At 67.8% G+C, this 18,396-nt stretch carries 12 protein-coding genes; 9 read left to right on the top strand and 3 right to left on the bottom strand.

Annotated features, from left to right (window positions below):
- The first annotated feature begins 24 nt into the window (after positions 1–24).
- The 3 genes from ACTWQD_RS09130 to ACTWQD_RS09120 all read left to right on the top strand — a co-directional run bounded on the left by ACTWQD_RS09130 (position 25) and on the right by ACTWQD_RS09120 (position 2,859).
- On the top strand, positions 25–684 hold the full coding sequence (locus ACTWQD_RS09130; RefSeq protein ID WP_443195887.1) for an ATP-dependent Clp protease proteolytic subunit: 660 nt from the start codon (positions 25–27) through the stop codon (positions 682–684).
- A gap of 149 nt (positions 685–833) precedes the next feature.
- Positions 834–2,114 carry an ATP-dependent Clp protease ATP-binding subunit ClpX gene (gene clpX, locus ACTWQD_RS09125; RefSeq protein ID WP_443195821.1) on the top strand — a complete coding sequence of 427 codons (1,281 nt, stop codon included), beginning with the start codon at positions 834–836 and terminating at the stop codon, positions 2,112–2,114.
- Positions 2,115–2,247: 133 nt separating this feature from the next.
- On the top strand, positions 2,248–2,859 hold the full coding sequence (locus tag ACTWQD_RS09120) for a mycothiol-dependent nitroreductase Rv2466c family protein (RefSeq protein ID WP_443195820.1): 612 nt from the start codon (positions 2,248–2,250) through the stop codon (positions 2,857–2,859).
- Positions 2,860–3,207: 348 nt separating this feature from the next.
- Here ACTWQD_RS09120 and valS read toward each other — a convergent pair whose 3' ends face one another.
- Positions 3,208–5,814: a valine--tRNA ligase gene (gene valS / locus ACTWQD_RS09115; RefSeq protein ID WP_443195819.1), complete on the bottom strand. Its 2,607-nt coding sequence runs from the start codon at positions 5,812–5,814 to the stop codon at positions 3,208–3,210.
- Between the two features lie 93 nt (positions 5,815–5,907).
- On the opposite strand from valS, the gene ACTWQD_RS09110 reads away from it, so the two are divergent.
- On the top strand, positions 5,908–6,681 hold the full coding sequence (locus tag ACTWQD_RS09110) for an SDR family oxidoreductase (RefSeq protein WP_443195818.1): 774 nt from the start codon (positions 5,908–5,910) through the stop codon (positions 6,679–6,681).
- Positions 6,682–6,753: 72 nt separating this feature from the next.
- On the opposite strand, the gene ACTWQD_RS09105 is transcribed toward ACTWQD_RS09110, so the two are convergent.
- Positions 6,754–7,800, bottom strand: a complete 1,047-nt coding sequence (locus ACTWQD_RS09105; protein WP_443195817.1) for an endonuclease/exonuclease/phosphatase family protein — start codon at positions 7,798–7,800, stop codon at positions 6,754–6,756.
- Positions 7,801–8,136: 336 nt separating this feature from the next.
- Here ACTWQD_RS09105 and ileS point away from each other — a divergent pair, with 336 nt between their 5' ends.
- From ileS to ndk, 4 genes are read left to right on the top strand one after another with little or no spacing between them, the layout of a single operon-like run.
- Complete coding sequence (gene ileS, locus ACTWQD_RS09100; protein WP_443195816.1) at positions 8,137–11,514, top strand: isoleucine--tRNA ligase; 3,378 nt, start codon at positions 8,137–8,139, stop codon at positions 11,512–11,514.
- A 3-nt stretch (positions 11,515–11,517) separates the two neighbouring features.
- Positions 11,518–12,876, top strand: coding sequence for a bifunctional folylpolyglutamate synthase/dihydrofolate synthase (locus tag ACTWQD_RS09095; protein WP_443195815.1), 1,359 nt, complete (start codon positions 11,518–11,520; stop codon positions 12,874–12,876).
- A gap of 3 nt (positions 12,877–12,879) precedes the next feature.
- Positions 12,880–13,323 (top strand): DUF4233 domain-containing protein, encoded by a 444-nt coding sequence (locus ACTWQD_RS09090; protein ID WP_443195814.1) that lies wholly within the window; start codon positions 12,880–12,882, stop codon positions 13,321–13,323.
- Positions 13,324–13,362: 39 nt separating this feature from the next.
- Complete coding sequence (gene ndk, locus ACTWQD_RS09085; protein WP_066437408.1) at positions 13,363–13,782, top strand: nucleoside-diphosphate kinase; 420 nt, start codon at positions 13,363–13,365, stop codon at positions 13,780–13,782.
- Between the two features lie 102 nt (positions 13,783–13,884).
- Here the strand turns inward: ndk and ACTWQD_RS09080 are convergent, their stop codons facing one another.
- On the bottom strand, positions 13,885–14,553 hold the full coding sequence (locus ACTWQD_RS09080; protein WP_443195813.1) for a vitamin K epoxide reductase family protein: 669 nt from the start codon (positions 14,551–14,553) through the stop codon (positions 13,885–13,887).
- A gap of 489 nt (positions 14,554–15,042) precedes the next feature.
- Between ACTWQD_RS09080 and ACTWQD_RS09075 the strand changes: the two genes are divergently transcribed.
- Complete coding sequence (locus ACTWQD_RS09075) at positions 15,043–18,339, top strand: Rne/Rng family ribonuclease (RefSeq protein WP_443195812.1); 3,297 nt, start codon at positions 15,043–15,045, stop codon at positions 18,337–18,339.
- The last annotated feature ends 57 nt before the right edge of the window (positions 18,340–18,396 follow it).

Here is an 18,396-nt window from a genome sequence, read left to right as displayed (position 1 = left end):
TAAACGAATTCAGGAGCAATGACCATGAACTACAACTTCGGTTCGACGGCCGGCAACCTGCCCGCCAGCCGCTACGTGCTGCCGCAGTTCGAAGAGCGCACGCCCTACGGCTTCAAGCGCCAGGACCCCTACACCAAGCTCTTTGAGGACCGCATCATCTTCCTCGGGGTCCAGGTTGACGACGCCTCCGCCGACGACGTCATGGCGCAGCTGCTGGTGCTCGAGTCCACCGACCCGGACCGCGACATCACGCTCTACATCAACTCCCCGGGCGGTTCCTTCACCGCCATGACGGCGATCTACGACACCATGACGTACATCCGCCCGGAGATCCAGACCGTCTGCCTTGGCCAGGCCGCCAGCGCTGCCGCCGTGCTCCTCGCGGCCGGCACGCCGGGCAAGCGACTGGCCCTGCCGAACGCCCGTGTGCTGATCCACCAGCCGTCGCTGTCCGGCGGCCAGGGCGGGCAGGCCTCGGACCTGGAGATCCAGGCCGCCGAGGTCATGCGGATGCGTTCGTGGCTCGAAGACACCCTGGCCAAGCACTCCGGCCGCACGCCGGAGCAGGTCAACAACGACATCGAGCGCGACAAGATCCTCACCGCCGCCGAGGCCATGCAGTACGGCCTGATCGACCAGGTGCTGGATTCGCGCAAGATCAAGCCGCAGGCGATTGCCAAGTAGCGCAACAAGTACGTCACAAGCAGTTTCCGACGCCGGTGCGGCCCATGTTAAGTGGCCGCACCGGTGTCGGCTTTCCACCCAACCGGCCTAAAGTGACCTAGAGTGGAACATGTCACAGGCCGCAGCAAGATACTAAAAGGGGTTCACATATGGCTCGGATTGGCGAGAGCACGGATCTCCTGAAGTGCTCTTTCTGCGGAAAGAGCCAGAAGCAGGTCCGGAAGCTCATTGCCGGGCCCGGCGTCTACATCTGCGACGAGTGCATTGAGCTCTGCAACGAGATCATTGAAGAGGAACTCGCCGAGGTGGCCGACCTGGGAAGCTTCGAGCTGCCCAAGCCCCGCGAAATCTTCGACTTCCTGCAGGAATACGTGATCGGCCAGGAGCCCGCGAAACGCTCGCTCGCCGTCGCCGTGTACAACCACTACAAGCGCATCCAGGCCGGCCACGCCCCCAAGAGCGGCAGCCTCGCCGAGGGAATGCACCATGACGACGTCGAGATCGCCAAGTCCAACATCCTCCTGATCGGGCCCACCGGCTGCGGCAAGACCTACCTCGCCCAGACCCTCGCCCGCCGCCTCAACGTTCCCTTCGCCGTCGCCGACGCCACCGCGCTGACCGAGGCCGGGTACGTCGGCGAAGACGTCGAAAACATCCTGCTCAAGCTGATCCAGGCCGCCGACTACGACGTCAAAAAGGCCGAACAGGGCATCATCTACATCGACGAGATCGACAAGATCTCGCGCAAGAGCGAAAACCCGTCCATCACCCGGGACGTTTCCGGCGAGGGCGTGCAACAGGCCCTGCTGAAGATCCTCGAAGGCACGGTGGCCTCGGTTCCGCCGCAGGGCGGCCGCAAGCACCCGCACCAGGAATTCATCCAGATCGACACCACCAACGTCCTCTTCATCGTGGCCGGCGCCTTCGCGGGGCTGGAAGAGATCATCGGGTCGCGCTCCGGGCGTAAGGGCATCGGCTTCGGCGCCCCGCTCAACGAGGTCAAGAACACCACCGATTCCTACGGCGAGGTCATGCCCGAGGACCTGCTGAAGTTCGGGCTCATCCCCGAGTTCATCGGCCGGCTCCCCGTCATCACCACGGTGTCCAACCTGGACCGGACCGCGCTGATCCAGATCCTGTCGACGCCCAAGAACGCCCTCGTGAAGCAGTACCAGAAGATGTTCCAGCTCGACGGCGTCGAACTGGTCTTCGACGACGAGGCGCTGAACACCATCGCCGACCAGGCTCTCGAGCGCGGCACCGGGGCCCGCGGGCTCCGCGCCATCATGGAGGAAGTCCTGCTTCCCGTGATGTTCGACCTGCCCAGCCGCGATGACATCGCCACGGTGGTCATCACCGAGGACGTCGTCGCCAACAAGGCGGCGCCCACGATGATCGCCCACGACGTCAAGCGCCGCAAGTCCGCCTGATCCGGACCGGCCCGGTACGGAATGTGACGGTCCGGAATAAACGGCCCGCCCGGACCGCTGTTCCCTTCAGTGGTGCCCGGTCCCGGGCCGGCGATGCGCACCTTTTCCCCGCAGACCTTCAAGGAGCTCACCTGTGCCTGAAACGAACAAAGCCGACTTCTGGTTCGATCCGATGTGCCCTTTTGCATGGGTGACCTCGCGCTGGATCAGTGAGGTTGAAGACGTCCGTGACATCAGCACCGACTGGCACGTCATGAGCTTGTCGGTGCTCAATGAGGGCCGCGACGATCTGCCGGAGGAATACCGGGCGCTGATGGCCAAGGCCTGGGCCCCGGTACGGGTCATCACGGCCGCCGCCGAGCAGCACGGCAGCACCTACGTGAAGGCGCTGTATGACGCCATGGGCACCAAGATCCACAACGAGGGCAACAAGGACATCGGCGAGGTCATCGCCAAGTCCCTCGCCGACGTGGGCCTGCCCGCCGGGCTGGCCGCGGCCGGCGACAGCGACGAGTTCGACGCCGCCCTCCGCGCCAGCCACGAGGCCGGCATCTCGCTGGTGGGCCAGGACGTCGGTACGCCGGTGGTCGCCTTCAACGGCACCGCTTTCTTCGGCCCGGTGCTCACCCGCATCCCGCGCGGCGAGGAGGCCGGACGCCTGTGGGACGCCACGGTCACCCTGGCGTCGTTCCCGTCCTTCTTCGAACTCAAGCGCAGCCGGACCGAAAGCCCGGTCTTCAGCTAACGGCCCTGTACCCATTGAACGGCCTGGCAGCAAAGAGCCCCGAAAGAATTACTGTGGTGTAGTTCTTTCGGGGCTCTTGTGCTTCCGGAACGGCGGGAGAACAATGGAATTTACCCACTTCGAAAGAAGCGGGACGCAGGAACCGAAGATTCAGTGACACTCATCCGACGCAGCCATCGGCAAAGTCAGATGATGGCTACCAGTGACGAGGTAGGAAGACCTGAAAATCCAAGGATCCTGCCAGATTGTCTAAGACGTCACGTGACAATCGAAAAAGTCGAAGCCCCACCAACGGCAAAACGCTGATGGGGCTTCCCCTTTGCCCGGAAACCGGGCCTTGGCTGCCGGTCAGGCTTCGGCGGGTGCCAGGACGACGTCGCTCACGGTCAGTTCCCCGTCACCGCCCACCAGGGTCAGCTCCCGCGCGTTGGCTGCAGCCTTGAGGTCGGGCAGGCCGGCCTTCAGCTGCGTGATGAGGGATTCCGGAGCGCTGATCGCCGCGGTCAGCACCTCGGTGCGCTGTTTGACCTTGGCCTCCGACTTGGCTTTGCGGATGCCGCTGAGCGCGGTCCCCACGGTGGCCAGCAGGGTCGTGTCGCCGTCGACCGCCACGGCGGACGGCCAGGCGGCGCGGTGCACCGACCCGGCGCGCCACCAGCTCCAGACTTCCTCCGTAGCGAAGGGCAGGAACGGGGCGAATAGGCGCAGCAGAGTATCCAGGCTGGTGGCCAGCGCCGCCAGGACGGACGCCTGCTCGGCCTCGCCGGCGGCACCGTAGGCGCGGTCCTTGATCAGCTCCACGTAGTCATCGGTGAAGTTCCAGAAGAAGCTCTCCGTGATCTGCAGCGCCCGGGCGTAGTCGTAGTTCTCGAATGCCTTCGTCGCCTGCCGGACCACGTCGGCGAGCTGGGCCAGCACCGCCCGGTCCAGGGGGTTGCTCAGCACGGAGAGGTCAGTGGAGACCACGGAGTCCTCGGTGGCGCCGAGGTTCAGCACGAACTTGGACGCGTTGAGCAGCTTGATGGCCAGGCGGCGGCCGATCTTCATCTGCGCGATCTCGTAGGCCGTGTCCGCGCCGAGCTTGGCCGAGGCCGCCCAGTAGCGGACGGCGTCGGAGCCGTATTCCTCCAGCACGTCGGTCGGGACAATCACGTTGCCCTTGGACTTGGACATCTTCTTGCGGTCCGGGTCCAGGATCCAGCCGGAGATGGCCGCGTGCTTCCAGGGCGCCGCACCCTGCAGGGCGTCGGCGCGCACCGCGGAGGAGAACAGCCAGGTGCGGATGATGTCGTGGCCCTGGGGGCGCACGTCGAACGGGAAGACCTTGGCGAACAGCGCCTCGTCGGTGCTCCAGCCGCCCACAATCTGCGGGGTCAGTGAGGACGTGGCCCAGGTGTCCAGCACGTCGGCGTCCCCGGTGAAGCCGCCGGGAACGTCGCGCTGGGCTTCCTCGAAGCCGGGGGCCGCGTCCGCTGCGGGGTCCACCGGCAACTGCGCATCGGACGGGACGATCGGTGCCGTGAAGTCGGGGTTGCCGTCGGCGTCGAGCGGGTACCATACGGGCACCGGCACGCCGAAGAAGCGCTGGCGGGAGACCAGCCAGTCGCCGTTGAGCCCGGTGATCCAGTTCTCGTAGCGGGAGCGCATGAACGACGGGTGGAACTCGATGTCGTGGCCGCGGCCGATCAGGCGTTCGCGGCGGTCCTCGTCGCGCCCGCCGTTGCGGATGTACCACTGCCGGGAGGTGACCACTTCGAGGGGCTTGTCGCCCTTTTCGAAGAAATTGACCGGGTGCATGATCTTCTTCGGCTCGCCGTCCAGGAGGTCCGCCGCGGCGAGGAGCTCCACCACGCCTTCCTTGGCGCTGAAGACCGTCTTGCCGGCGATGGCCGCGAAGCTGGCACGGCCCTCCTCGGTGGTGATCCATTCCGGGGTCTCGCCGATGATGCGGCCGTCGCGGCCCACAATCGCGCGGGTGGGCAGCTGCAGTTCGCGCCACCAGGTGACGTCGGTGAGGTCGCCGAAGGTGCACACCATGGCGATGCCGGAGCCCTTGTCCGCCTTCGCCAGCGGGTGGGCCTTGACCTCCACCTCGACGCCGAAGAGCGGGGAGGTGACCTTCTTGCCGAAGAGCGGCTGGTAGCGCTCGTCGTCGGGATTCGCCACCAGGGCCGCGCAGGCGGCCAGCAGCTCGGGGCGGGTCGTCTCGATGAAGATCTTTTCGCCGTCTTCGGTGAAGAACGGGTACCGGTAGTAGGCGCCCGCCACTTCGCGGTCCTCGAGTTCGGCCTGGGCCACGGCGGTGCGGAAGGTGACGTCCCACAGGGTGGGGGCCTCGGCCATGTACGCATCGCCGGCAGCGAGGTTGGCCAGGAAGGCACGCTGGGAGATGGCGCGGGACTTGTCGTCGATGGTGCGGTAGGTCAGGTCCCAGTCCACGGACAGGCCCAGCGTCTGGAAGAGGTGCTCGAAGACCTTCTCGTCCTCGACGGCGAGTTCCTCGCAGAGTTCGATGAAGTTGCGGCGCGAGACGACGTCGAAGTCGCGCTGGTTCTTGGCGGGCTCGGCCGGCGGGCGGTAGCCGGGGTCGTATGCGGTGGCGGGGTCGCAGCGCACGCCGTAGTAGTTCTGCACGCGCCGTTCGGTGGGCAGGCCGTTGTCGTCCCAGCCCATGGGGTAGAAGACGTTCTTGCCGGTCATGCGCTGGTAGCGGGCCAGGACGTCGGTCTGGGTGTAGGAGAACATGTGTCCGACGTGCAGCGAGCCCGATGCCGTGGGCGGGGGAGTGTCGATCGAATAGACCTGCTCCCGGGTGGTGTCCGGGTTGAACTTGTAGGTCCCTTCGTCAAGCCAGCGCCGGGTGAGGGCGCCTTCCAGCCCCTCAAGGGCGGGCTTGTCCGGAACGTTGATGGGGGCGGTGGTGGGCGTGTCTGTACCCTGAGTGTCTTCAGCCATGGGCCAATTCTTTCACGGCCCGCCGCGGGCAGGCGCAGCGCCCTGCCGGGAGGCCCGCTGCGTCTGCCCCCGGCGGGCCGCTAGGGTGGTGCCATGACTGAGGGAAACACCAACACGGCAACAACAGCCAAAGCAGCACTCGTCACGGGCGCCAGCACCGGAATCGGGGAGGCCACCGTGCGTGCGCTCCGCAGCGGGGGCTGGACGGTCTATGCCGTCGCCCGCCGAGCGGGCCGGCTCGAGGCGCTCGCCGCGGACACCGGCGCCGTCGCGCTGCCAGCCGACGTGACCTCCGACGACGACGTCGCCCGGCTCCTCGACGAGGTGACCCGCGCCGGCGGCATCGACACGCTGATCAACGTGGCCGGCGGCGCCCGCGGCGCAGACACCGTGGCCGGGGCCCGCACCGAGGACTGGGAATGGATGTTCGAGGTCAACGTCCTGGGCACCATGAAGCTCATCCGGGCCTTCCTGCCGATGCTGCGCGCCTGCGGCGAAGGCACCGTCCTGAACCTGACGTCGACGGCGGGACTGGCCGCCTACGAGGGCGGCGGGGGCTACAACGCGGCGAAGTTCGCCCAGCACGCCCTCACCGGCGCCCTCCGCCTCGAAGAGGCCGAACATAACGTCCGGGTGATCGAGGTGGCGCCCGGGCTGGTCCAGACGGAAGAGTTCGCCCTGAACCGCCTCGGCGACCAGGGTGCCGCGGCGAAGGTCTACCAGGGTGTCGAGAAGCCCCTCACCGCGGCGGACGTTGCCGACGTCGTCCGGTACGCCGTCGCAGCGCCGCACCACGTCAACCTCGACCAGATCGTAATCCGCCCCGTGGCACAGGCCGCCAACTACAAGCTCATCCGCAAGGGCTGACTGCCACGCGGGGTCATCTACCGCCCATAAGAGGGGGTATTTTGGGCGCGGACTGACCCCGCGTTGCTTCGCCTAGCCGGTGGTGGGGACGGACAGCGTCACCACAATGGCGGCGTGGTCCGTGCCGGCCACCCGGTGCACCGAGTAGTCCGCGCTGCGCACCGCGGGGCTGGTCACGATGTGGTCGATCGTGATCCCGGGAAGCGGAAGGTCCTCCATGGGCCACGTGGGGACCAGGCGTGACCCCTGCGCCAGACCGACGTCCACCATCTTCCGGTCCCCGTCCTGCAGGACCCGCCGGAATTCCGCGTGGTCATAGCTGGCGTTGAAGTCGCCGGCGAGCAAAACATGCCCCGGCCGGGACCCCAGCCGGCCGAGGGCGGCGAGGTCACTGCGCCACTTCGGCAGGCCCACTCCCACGGGCGCGCGGGCGTGGACGCTGGTCAGCCCGACGTCGGCCGTCCGCCCGCCGTCCTCGGCGGTGAGCCGGATGACCGGCATCGGGAAATGCGAGTCCGGCACTTTCCCCTCGCGGACCAGGCGGTGGACCGAGTAGACCGCGGTGCCGGCGGCGTGGGCTGCCGGGTCGTTGATCCGGTTCGGAAGCAGCTCGGTCAGGCCCGCCGCCTCAAGCCGGAGCTCGAGCGGCCGGGTGTATTCCTGCAGGGTGAGCACAGTGACGCCTTGCTCACGGACCAGCCGGACGATCTCGGCCGCGTCCGCCTTGCCGAGTTTGGCGTTGAGGCTCATGGTGCGCAGCTCCAGGGCATCCTCCCCGGTTCCGTCGGCGGCCTCCGCCTCCGCCCGGCCGTAGTCCACGGGAACCAGCCAGAAGAGCTGGACCGCCACCAGTCCCGCGGCGGCGCCCGCCATCCACCGCCGGCGGCCCAGCACGGCAAACACCAGCGACACACCGGCGGGCAGCACCAGCCAGGGGGTGAAGGACACCAGCTGCACCACGGTGGTGGGCCATTCCCGCGGCACGGCACGGAACACGGACACCACCACGACCGGGGCAGCTGCCAGCCCCGCCAGCACCCGCCAGGCGGAGTGCGCCCGCGAGCCCGCCCCGGCGGCGCGGCCTCCGGCCCGGACCATCTGGGGACCCCGGAACATCATGGGACCCAGTGTAGGCACTGCACACCCGTTTGAAGTTGTTAGACTTCTGGTATCAGCTTTGACCCGGCCATCACCGGTGAGCTTCCGGAAGAACGCCCCGGCGCCATGACTTTCCTGCAAGGTCACGCGCCAGGGCCGGTAGAACCGGACGGGTAAGCCCGTCACAGCAGTAATGAGCGGCCGGTGCAGGCGCAGCTTCCTCGTTCCGGGGAAGCGGTTCCCGTGCCGGTAAGTGAGGTGGTACCGCGGTGCCGGTGTTGTCGCAAGACAGCGCGGGAGCCGTCCTCGCATCCTGAATGAATCCATGTGATCACCAGCTCAACCCAGGATGTCGAGATGACTTTTTACCCGAAGGCCTCCGCCGCACAGTCCGGCCCAGCGTCCAACCCGGCTTCCAACACCTCCGGTGTGTCTGCCTCCGTGAAGTTCCCGGAGATCGAGGAACGCATCCTCAAGTACTGGGACGCGGACGGCACCTTCCAGGCCAGCATCGACCAGCGCGCCTCCGACCTTCCCGGCGGCGCGCCCGGCTCCAATGAATTCGTCTTCTACGACGGCCCGCCCTTCGCCAACGGCCTGCCGCACTACGGCCACCTGCTGACCGGCTACGCCAAGGACCTGGTGGGCCGCTACCAGACCCAGCGCGGCCGCCGGGTGGAGCGCCGCTTCGGCTGGGACACCCACGGCCTGCCCGCCGAGCTGGAAGCCATGAAGCAGCTGGGCATGACGGACAAGACCCAGATCGAGGCCATGGGCATCGACAAGTTCAACGACGCCTGCCGCGCCTCCGTCATGAAGTACGCCGACGAATGGAAGAGCTACGTCACCCGCCAGGCACGCTGGGTGGACTTCGAAAACGACTACAAGACGCTCAACGTCGAGTACATGGAGTCGGTGCTCTGGGCCTTTAAGCAGCTGCACGAGAAGGGCCTGACCTACAACGGCTACCGCGTGCTGCCCTACTGCTGGAAGGACGAGACGCCGCTGTCCAACCATGAACTGCGCATGGACGACGACGTCTACAAAAACCGCCAGGACCAGACCGTCACGGTCACGTTCCCGATCACGGCGGGGGAGTCGGAGCTGTCGAAGCAGCTCGCCGGGGTGCAGGCGCTCGCCTGGACCACCACGCCCTGGACGTTGCCCACCAACTCGGCGCTCGCCGTCGGGCCGGCCATTGACTACGTCGTCCTGCCCGCGGGACCCCACGGCATCAAAGCTGCCGCCGCGGACGCGCCGGTGGCCGGGAGCTTCCTGCTCGCCGCGGAACTGCTGGGCGCCTACGCGAAGGACCTCGGCTACGGCGACGGCGCCGAGGGTGCCGCCGCTGCCGAGGCTGCGGTCACCTCCCGCCACACCGGCGCCGAGCTTGAGGGCCTGGAATATGAGCCGCTCTGGGACTACTTTGCCGACAACGAAAAGTACGGCAACCAGAACGCCTGGCGGATCCTCGTGGCGGACTATGTCACCACCACCGACGGTACCGGCCTCGTCCACCAGTCCCCGGCCTACGGCGAGGATGACCAGAAGGTCTGCGAAGAGGCAGGCATCCCCGTGGTCCTCTCCGTGGACGAGGGCGCCAAGTTCCTGCCCCTGTTCGGCCACGGTCCCCTCGCCGGGATCGCCGGCCTGCAGGTCTTCGAGGCCAACAAGCCCATCACCCAGGTGCTCCGCGCCCAGGGCCGCCTGGTCCGCCAGGCCAGCTACGAGCACAGCTACCCGCACTGCTGGCGCTGCCGCAATCCGCTGATCTACCGCGCCGTGTCCTCCTGGTACGTCGAGGTCACCAAGTTCAAGGACCGCATGTCCGAGCTGAACCAGGAGATCAACTGGATCCCGGGCAACGTCAAGGACGGCCAGTTCGGCAAGTGGCTCGCCAACGCCCGGGACTGGTCCATCAGCCGCAACCGGTACTGGGGCAGCCCCATCCCGGTGTGGCAGTCCAGCGACCCGGACTACCCGCGGACGGACGTCTACGGCTCGCTCGCCGAGATCGAAGCCGACTTCGGCCGCCTGCCGCTGAACAAGGACGGCCAGGTGGACCTGCACCGGCCGTTCATCGACGAACTGACCCGCCCCAACCCGGACGATCCGCGCACCCCGGAAGAGGGCCAGTCCGTCATGCGCCGCGTCGAGGACGTCCTGGACGTCTGGTTCGACTCCGGCTCCATGCCCTACGGCCAGGTGCACTACCCGTTCCAGAACGAGGAATGGTTCGACACCCACAACCCGGCGGACTTCATCGTCGAGTACATCGGCCAGACCCGCGGCTGGTTCTACATGCTGCACATCCTCTCCACCGCGCTGTTCGACCGGCCGGCCTTCCGCAACGTCATCAGCCACGGCATCGTCCTGGGCTCCGACGGGCAGAAGATGTCCAAGAGCCTGCGCAACTACCCGGACGTGTCCGAGGTGCTGGACCGCGATGGCTCCGACGCGATGCGCTGGTTCCTGATGTCCAGCCCCATCCTGCGCGGCGGTAACCTGGTGGTCACCGAGCAGGGCATCCGCGACGGCGTCCGCCAGGTCATCCTGCCGCTGTGGAACGTGTACAGCTTCTTCACGTTGTACACCAACGCCGCTGACGGCGGGCGCGGCTACGACGCGAAACTCCGCTACGACGGCTACGCCGACACTCTGGATGCCTACCTCATGGCCAACACCGGGGACCTCGTCCGGAACATGACCGCGCAGCTGGACAGCTACGACATCTCCGGGGCCTGCGACGAGCTGCGCAGCTACCTGGACATGCTCACCAACTGGTACGTCCGCCGCAGCCGCCAGCGCTTCTTCGACGAAAACGTGGACGCCTTCGACGCGCTCTACACCGCCCTGGAGACGGTCTGCCGGGTCTCCGCGTCCCTGCTGCCGCTGATCTCCGAGGAGATCTGGCGGGGCCTCACCGGCGGCCGTTCCGTGCACCTGGCCGACTGGCCGGACGCAACCCTGTTCCCGGCCAACCCGGATCTGGTCGAGGCCATGGACCGGGTGCAGCAGATCTGCTCCACCGGCTCCTCGCTGCGCAAGGCCGCGAACCTGCGCGTGCGCCTGCCGCTGCAGGAACTGACCGTCGTGGCACCCGGCGCGGACGCGCTGGAGGGCTTCGCGGCCGTCGTCGCCGACGAACTGAACATCCGCTCGGTCCGCTTGCTCGACGCCGGGAGCGCCTCCCCGGAGGAATTCGGGATCGAACAGAAGCTCGTGGTGAACGCCCGGGCCGCCGGCCCGCGCCTGGGCAAGAACGTCCAGCAGGCCATCAAAGGCTCCAAGTCCGGGGACTGGTCCGTGGACGACGCCGGAACGGTCACCGCCGGCGGGCTGCAGCTTGAGCCGCAGGAATACACCTTGGAAACCGTGGTGGCCGAGGCTGCCGACGGTGAAGGCGCGGGTCCCGCCACAAGGGCCGCCGCGGTCCTGCCCGGCGGCGGCTTCGTGGTCCTCAACACCGAGGTCACCCCGGAGCTGGAGGCCGAGGGCGCGGCCCGCGACATGGTCCGTGCCATCCAGCAGGCCCGCAAGGACGCCGGACTCGACGTCAGCGACCGGATCCACACCACCGTCACCGCGCGGCAGGACATCGTCGACGCCCTGCTGGCCAACGCTGACCTCGTCAAGACCGAAACGCTGACCGTCCAGCTGGACACCGTAGCTGGGGACGTCAAGGAACCGCAGGTCAGCGTCGTCAAGACCGCCGCAGAAAAAGTAAAGGCCTGACCCATGACCGATGAATTCTCCGTGGAAAGCGTCTACGCCGAACTGCTGGGCCGTGCTCCGGAAAACAAGATGGAGCCCCGGCTGGCGCCGCTGCACCGGGCCATGGACATCCTGGGGGAGCCCAACAAGGCGTTCCCGATCATCCATGTCACCGGCACCAACGGCAAGACCTCCACCGCCCGGATGATCGAGGCCGGGCTGCGCGCCCACGGCCTCAGCACCGGCCGGTACACCAGCCCGCACCTCTCCAAGGTCACCGAACGGATCAGCATCGACGGCGCCCCCGTGCCGGACGAGACGTTCGTCCGGATCTGGGACGAGATCCGCCCCTACCTGGCCATCGTGGACGCCGAACTCGAAGCCGAGGGCCAGCCCCGGCTCACGTATTTCGAGTGCCTCACCATCCTGGGCTTCGCGGTCTTCGCCGACCAGCCCGTCAACGTCGCCGTCATCGAGGTGGGCCTGGGCGGCATCACCGACGCGACCAACGTCGGCGACGGCCAGGTCTCCGTCGTCACGCCGATCTCGCTGGACCATACCGACCTCCTCGGCGACACCACGGAGGACATCGCGTACGAAAAGGCCGGCATCATTAAGCCCGGCGGCTTCCTGGTCAGCGCCGCGCAGCCCCGCGACGCTGCCCAGGTGCTGCTGGAAAAGGCCAAGGAGACGAACGTCCCGTTCCGGTTCGAGGGCGTCGAATTCGGCGTCGAATCCCGCACCGTCGCCGTCGGCGGGCAGGTGGTGACCATCCAGGGCATCGCCGGCCGCTACGAGGACCTGCTGGTGCCGCTGCACGGCGCGCACCAGGCCGAGAATGCCGCCGTCGCGGTTGCCGCGCTGGAAGCCTTCTTCGGCGGCGAGAAGGCGCTCGACGCCGAGGTGCTCCAGGAGGCGTTCGCCTCGGTCACCTCGCCGGGTCGCCTTGAGGTGCTGCGCACCGCCCCGACCATCATCGTGGACGCCGCGCACAACCCCGACGGCATCAGGGTCTCCGCCGAGGCCATCCACGAGGCCTTCAGCTTCACCAAGCTGGTCGTCGTCGTTGGTGTCCTGCGGGACAAGGACGCCGAGGAAATCCTCCGCCAGCTCAAGGAATCCCTCGGCGACCTGGCAGCCGAGTACTGCTTCACCCAGTCCAACTCGCCCCGTGCGGTGCCGGCCGGGGACCTCGCGGAACTCGCCCTGGAACTGGGCTTCGGCGAGGACAACATCCACGTCGCGGAAAAGCTGGACGACGCCCTCGAGTGGGCGGTGGAACACGCCGAATCCAACGACGACCTCGCCGGCGGCGTGCTTGTCACCGGGTCCATCACGCTTGTCGCCGACGCCCGCATCCTGCTGGGAAAGGCGGACGCGTAAGCCATGGCGAAACTCACCAAAGCGCAGCGCGAATGGCGCCCGGGCATGCCCAAGAAGCGCCGCTCCACCAAGGTCATGTTCGCCTCGACGGTGCTGCTGCTGGAAGCCTTTGTGGTGCTCTTCGGCACCCTCACGGTCTTCGGACTTCGGCGGGACGAGTTCCCGCCGGTCCTGATCTTCTCGGTGGGGATCGGGCTGGCCCTCCTCTACGCCTTCACCTGCGCGGTCCTCACCAAGCCGTGGGGGGTGGCGCTGGGCTGGATCCTGCAGATCGTCCTGATCCTGACCGGCATCTTTGAGCCTGCGATGTTCCTGGTGGGCGGGCTGTTCGCGGTGGCCTGGTGGTACGGGATCCGCACCGGGATCCGGATTGACCGCGAGTCGGCGCAGCGCGAACGCGAGCAGGCCGCCTGGGACGCGGCCCATGCGGAAGAGCAAAGCAACTAGACTTGTGTCCGAATCCCACCCCAACACATTGGAGCAGCTGTGAGCATTGAGCGCACCCTCGTCCTGATCAAGCCCGACGGCGTCACCCGCAACCTGACCGGCAGCATCATCGCCCGCATCGAAGCCAAGGGCTACACCCTGGCCGAGCTCAAGAAGGTCGACGCGAGCCGGGAACTGCTGGAGCAGCACTACGAGGAGCACGTGGGCAAGCCGTTCTACGAGCCGCTGGTCGAGTTCATGCTCAGCGGACCCGTCGTCGCCGCGATCTTCGAGGGCCACCGCGTGATCGAGGGCTTCCGCTCACTGGCCGGCACCACCGACCCCACGACGGCGGCTCCCGGCACCATCCGCGGCGACTTCGGCCGCGACTGGGGCCTGGCCGTGCAGCAGAACCTGGTCCACGGCTCGGACTCGGCGGAATCCGCCGAGCGCGAGATCAAGATCTGGTTCCAGGGCTAAGCTCCGGACCCACCCCCGCCGAGGTGACAGTTAAGGCCAACGTTCGCGTGCGAACATTGGCCTTAACTATCACCTCGCGGCGGTTAACCGGGGTCCGTCTCCTCAGTAGCCGGAGGTCCCGATGAAGACCTGGATGAAGGCGAAGAAGATAGTGGCGACCACGGCGACGTAGAGCAGCGCCGTGATGATCCAGCCGGAGTCGCCCAGGATCCGGGTGGGGCCTTCGGGGAGCGGAATCACGCCGTGGGAGATGTTGCGGACGGTGACCCAGACGAACAACGGAATCATCGCGGCCCAGACCACCATGCAGAACGGGCACAGGATGTGGATGGAATACAGCGCCTGCGACCACAGCCACACCACAAAGGCGAACCCCAGGGTCACGCCGGCCTGCAGGCCCAGCCAGTACCACCGGGCGAACGTTGCGCCAGCGAGCATACCCATCGCCGTGGTGATGATGACGGCGAAGGCCACGATGCCCATGAACATGTTGGGGAAGCCGAACACCGACCCCTGCCAGGTCTGCATCACCTGGCCGCAGGAAATCCACGGGTTCACGTCGCACACGGTCACGTGGCTGGGATCCTTGAGGACCTCGAGTTTTTCCAGCACCAGGGCGCCCGACGCCAGCCAGCCGACGACGCCGGTGACCAGCAGGAGCCACGCGAACGGCCGGTCGCGGGTCATCGGAGGCAACGGCCGTTGCTCTGCCGGTGTGCTGGAGTTGTACTGCGCGGGTGCCTCGCCGGTGGCACTGGAGATGCTGGGCATGGAATGGGTGTCCTTCAGATCGGTGCAACTGCAGATCGGTGCAACTGGGTTGATTCTATCGCCGGAGGCTGAATGAAATCCGGGAAGCCCGGTCCCTTCCCCAGTGATTCGGTCCGGACGGCGGACAGGATGACCGGCTTACGCCGGCTTTGACGGCTCCTGTGAGACAATGATCGTGGCTGGAACCCGATCCACATCCGGGTCCCGGTCCGGCGACTTTGTTCCCAAGACCGCCAATGAAGAGCAGGGAGCCACGGATCCGTCGATCCAGGCTGTCCCGCAATGCCATTGGACGGCACCTGGTTCTGGCGTAGAGGTCAACGGGTTTCAGAACAATTCCGCCGGCCCTCCAGGTCTGCCGCACCCCACTGCCGGTGCGAACCTGAGGGTATCCAATTGACTTCTGTCAATGCCCGCGGGTGTTGACAAATATTTGCCCCAACGGGTGCCGGATGTGGCGGCGCATCAGGGGCAGGAGTGTCGCCACATATGGATAATGACCAGGTAGCAACGGATACCGAGAACAATGTTGTCCCCGCTGAAACAGACGAAGCGGCTGTAATCACCCCGCCGAAGCGCCCGCTCCGGACCCGCCGCAAGCCCCTGCCCAAGGCGGGGACCCCCGCCGAGGAAGCAGAGCCGGTGGCAGCTGCTCCCGTGCAGCTCGACCAGGCGCCCGAGGAAGCCGGCGAGGCTGCTCCCGCCCCGGAAGCCAAGGCCAAAGCGCCCGCCCGCCGCTCCCGCGCCCGCAAGGTGGCCGAACCGGCCGAAACCCTGCCTGCCTTCGCTGCTGACGCCGCAACTGATGACGCGGCCGCCTCCCAGCCCGCCGGGGACACGGCAGCCGGCACGGATGCCGCCGAGGTGGCTGCAGCCGCCCCGGTGGAGAAGCCGGTCCGCCGCCGCGCCAGCCGCGCCAAAGCCGCCGCGCCCGTGGTTGAGCCCGCTGCGGACAATGTGGAAACCCAGGCCACGGAAGCCCAGGCCACGGAAGCCCAGACTGCGGAAACCACCGCGCCTGCCGCTGCCGCGCCTGCCGCCGTCGCGCCCGTGGCAGAACCCGTTGCAGCAGAGGCCCCCGCCGCGTCCGTGGCAGAACCCGTCACAGCAGAGGAGACGCCGGCTGCGGCCCCCTCGCTCTTTATGGAGCCCGGCGCGGTCACCTCAATGATCTTCCAGGCCCCCGACCTGACCGCCGTCGTGCGCCCGGCGCCCGCCGCCGTGGCGGAAGTCGAGGACGACGAGACTGAATCCGAGTCCGACGACGACGCCGGCAACCGCCGCCGCCGCCGCAGCCGGGGACGCCGCGGACGCAGCGGCCGCGCCGGCGGCGAATCCGAATCCGAGACGGACGCCGAGGACAGCGGCGACGAATCCGACGAGGTGTCCGAGGGGACACTGGACGACGGCGTGACCTCGCGCCGCCGCCGTCGCCGCCGCCGCGGCGACCAGGACCTGGAACTCACCGGTGGGGACGATAACGATCCGCCCAACACGGTGACCCGCGTCCGTGCACCCCGGGCAGCCGCCGAGGCGCCCGTCAACAACCGCGTCACCTCCCTCAAGGGCTCCACCCGGCTCGAGGCGAAGAAGCAGCGCCGGCGCGAATCCCGCGACACCGGCCGCCGCCGCACAGTGATCACCGAGGCCGAGTTCCTGGCCCGGCGCGAGTCTGTCGACCGACAGATGATCGTCCGCCAGCGCGACGACAGAATCCAGATCGGCGTCCTGGAGGACGGCGTCCTGGCCGAGCACTTCGTCTCGAAGACCCAGCAGGACTCCCTGATCGGCAACGTGTACCTGGGCAAGGTCCAGAACGTGCTGCCGTCCATGGAAGCGGCCTTCGTCGACATCGGACGCGGCCGCAACGCCGTGCTCTACGCCGGCGAGGTCAACTGGGACTCCGTCAACCTTGAGGGCAAGCAGCGCCGGATCGAGAACGCGCTGAAGTCCGGCGACTCCGTGCTGGTCCAGGTCACCAAGGACCCGGTGGGCCACAAGGGCGCCCGCCTGACCAGCCAGATCTCGCTGCCCGGCCGCTACCTCGTGTACGTGCCCGGTGGTTCCATGACCGGCATCTCCCGCAAGCTGCCCGACGTCGAACGCAACCGCCTCAAGCGGATCCTGAAGGACCGCCTGCCGGAGGACGCCGGCGTGATCGTCCGCACCGCCGCCGAGGGCGCGTCCGAGGAAGAGCTGACGCACGACATCAACCGGCTACGTGCCCAGTGGGAAGGCATCGAGGGCCAGTCGACGTCCACCAAGATCCTTGCCCCGGAACTGCTCTACGGCGAACCCGATCTGACCATCAAGGTGGTCCGTGACGTCTTCAACGAGGACTTCTCCAAGCTGATCGTTTCCGGCGAGGAAGCTTGGGACACCATCGAGGCGTACGTCACCTACGTGGCGCCGGACCTGGTGGGCCGGCTGGAGAAGTGGACCAAGGACACGGACATCTTCTCGGCGTGGCGCATCGACGAGCAGATCCACAAGGCGCTGGACCGCAAGGTCTTCCTGCCCTCCGGCGGGTCCCTGGTGATCGACCGCACCGAAGCCATGACCGTGGTGGACGTCAATACGGGCAAGTTCACCGGCAGCGGCGGCAACCTCGAGGAGACGGTCACCAAGAACAACCTGGAAGCGGCCGAGGAAGTTGTCCGGCAGCTCCGGCTCCGCGACATCGGCGGCATCATTGTGATCGACTTCATCGACATGGTGCTCGAATCGAACCGCGACCTGGTGCTGCGCCGCATGGTGGAGTGCCTGGGCCGGGACCGGACCAAGCACCAGGTGGCTGAGGTGACGTCGCTGGGCCTCGTCCAGATGACGCGCAAGCGGATGGGCACCGGCCTGCTGGAAGTCTTCGGCGAACAGTGCGAAGCCTGCGCCGGCCGCGGCATCGTCACGCACGACGAGCCCGTGGAACACCGCCGTGCCAACGTCGTTGCCGCCGAGCACCACGTGCCTCGGACCGAGCAGCAGCAGCAGCCGGCTGCCCGGACCGAACGCAAGAGCCGCCGCCGCGGCAGGGGAGGCCAGGGCACGGAGCCCCAGTCCGCCCCCGCCGCCGTCCACGCCGAGCCCACCGAGGCAGAGCGCCACGCCAAGGCCGAGGCCACCCGCGTCGCCCTGGCGAACATCGCCGCAGCAGCGCACGCCGCGCACCTGCACGACGGGGAGGGCGCCACCGGCGCCGATGCCCGGACCCGGGAAGCCGCTGTGGAAGCCGCCGTGGAGCTGGCCGCAGCAGAGGAAGCCGCCGGACGCCCCGCCGCGGTGCTGACCTTCGGCGGCGAGCAGGTGGCCCTGCCGTTCGTGGAGCACGCGGACGAGGCCACCGCGCCTGCCTTGACCCTGGACCTGCTCACCGAGGCGTTCGCGCACCTGGGTGCAGCCGAGGCGGCCCCGGCAGCTTCGGAGTCCGCAGCTTCGGAAGCTGCGGTATCGGAGCCCGCAGCCGAAGAGCCCGCGGCAGCGGAAGCGGCGCCCCAGGCGCCCGCCGCGCCGGAACGCGCCGAGGAACGTCCCGCCCAGGAACGCACCTCGGAACGTCCGGTCCAGGAGCCGGCGGCCGGCACGTCGCGCCGCGGCCGCCGCAACCGGAGCGCCAGCCGCGCCCAGGGAGCAGCGAACGAGACCTCGGTGGAGCAGCGCCAGGAAACCCGGCAGGCCGCTGCCGGTTCGGTGCACGAGGCCAAGGCTCCGGCCGCCACGGCGCCGGCGGCCAAGCCCGCCGCCAGCGAGCCCATCATCCTGGGCGTCGGGGTCCCGGCCTCGGAGCTGTAGCCCGCAACAGAGAAGCAGCAAGGCCGCGGGCGCGGTCCGGACGCGTAGCACTACGCA

The organism is Pseudarthrobacter sp. 1C304, from assembly GCF_052245515.1.
Taxonomy (GTDB): domain Bacteria; phylum Actinomycetota; class Actinomycetes; order Actinomycetales; family Micrococcaceae; genus Arthrobacter.
This window is presented reverse-complemented; position numbering and strand designations above follow the sequence as displayed.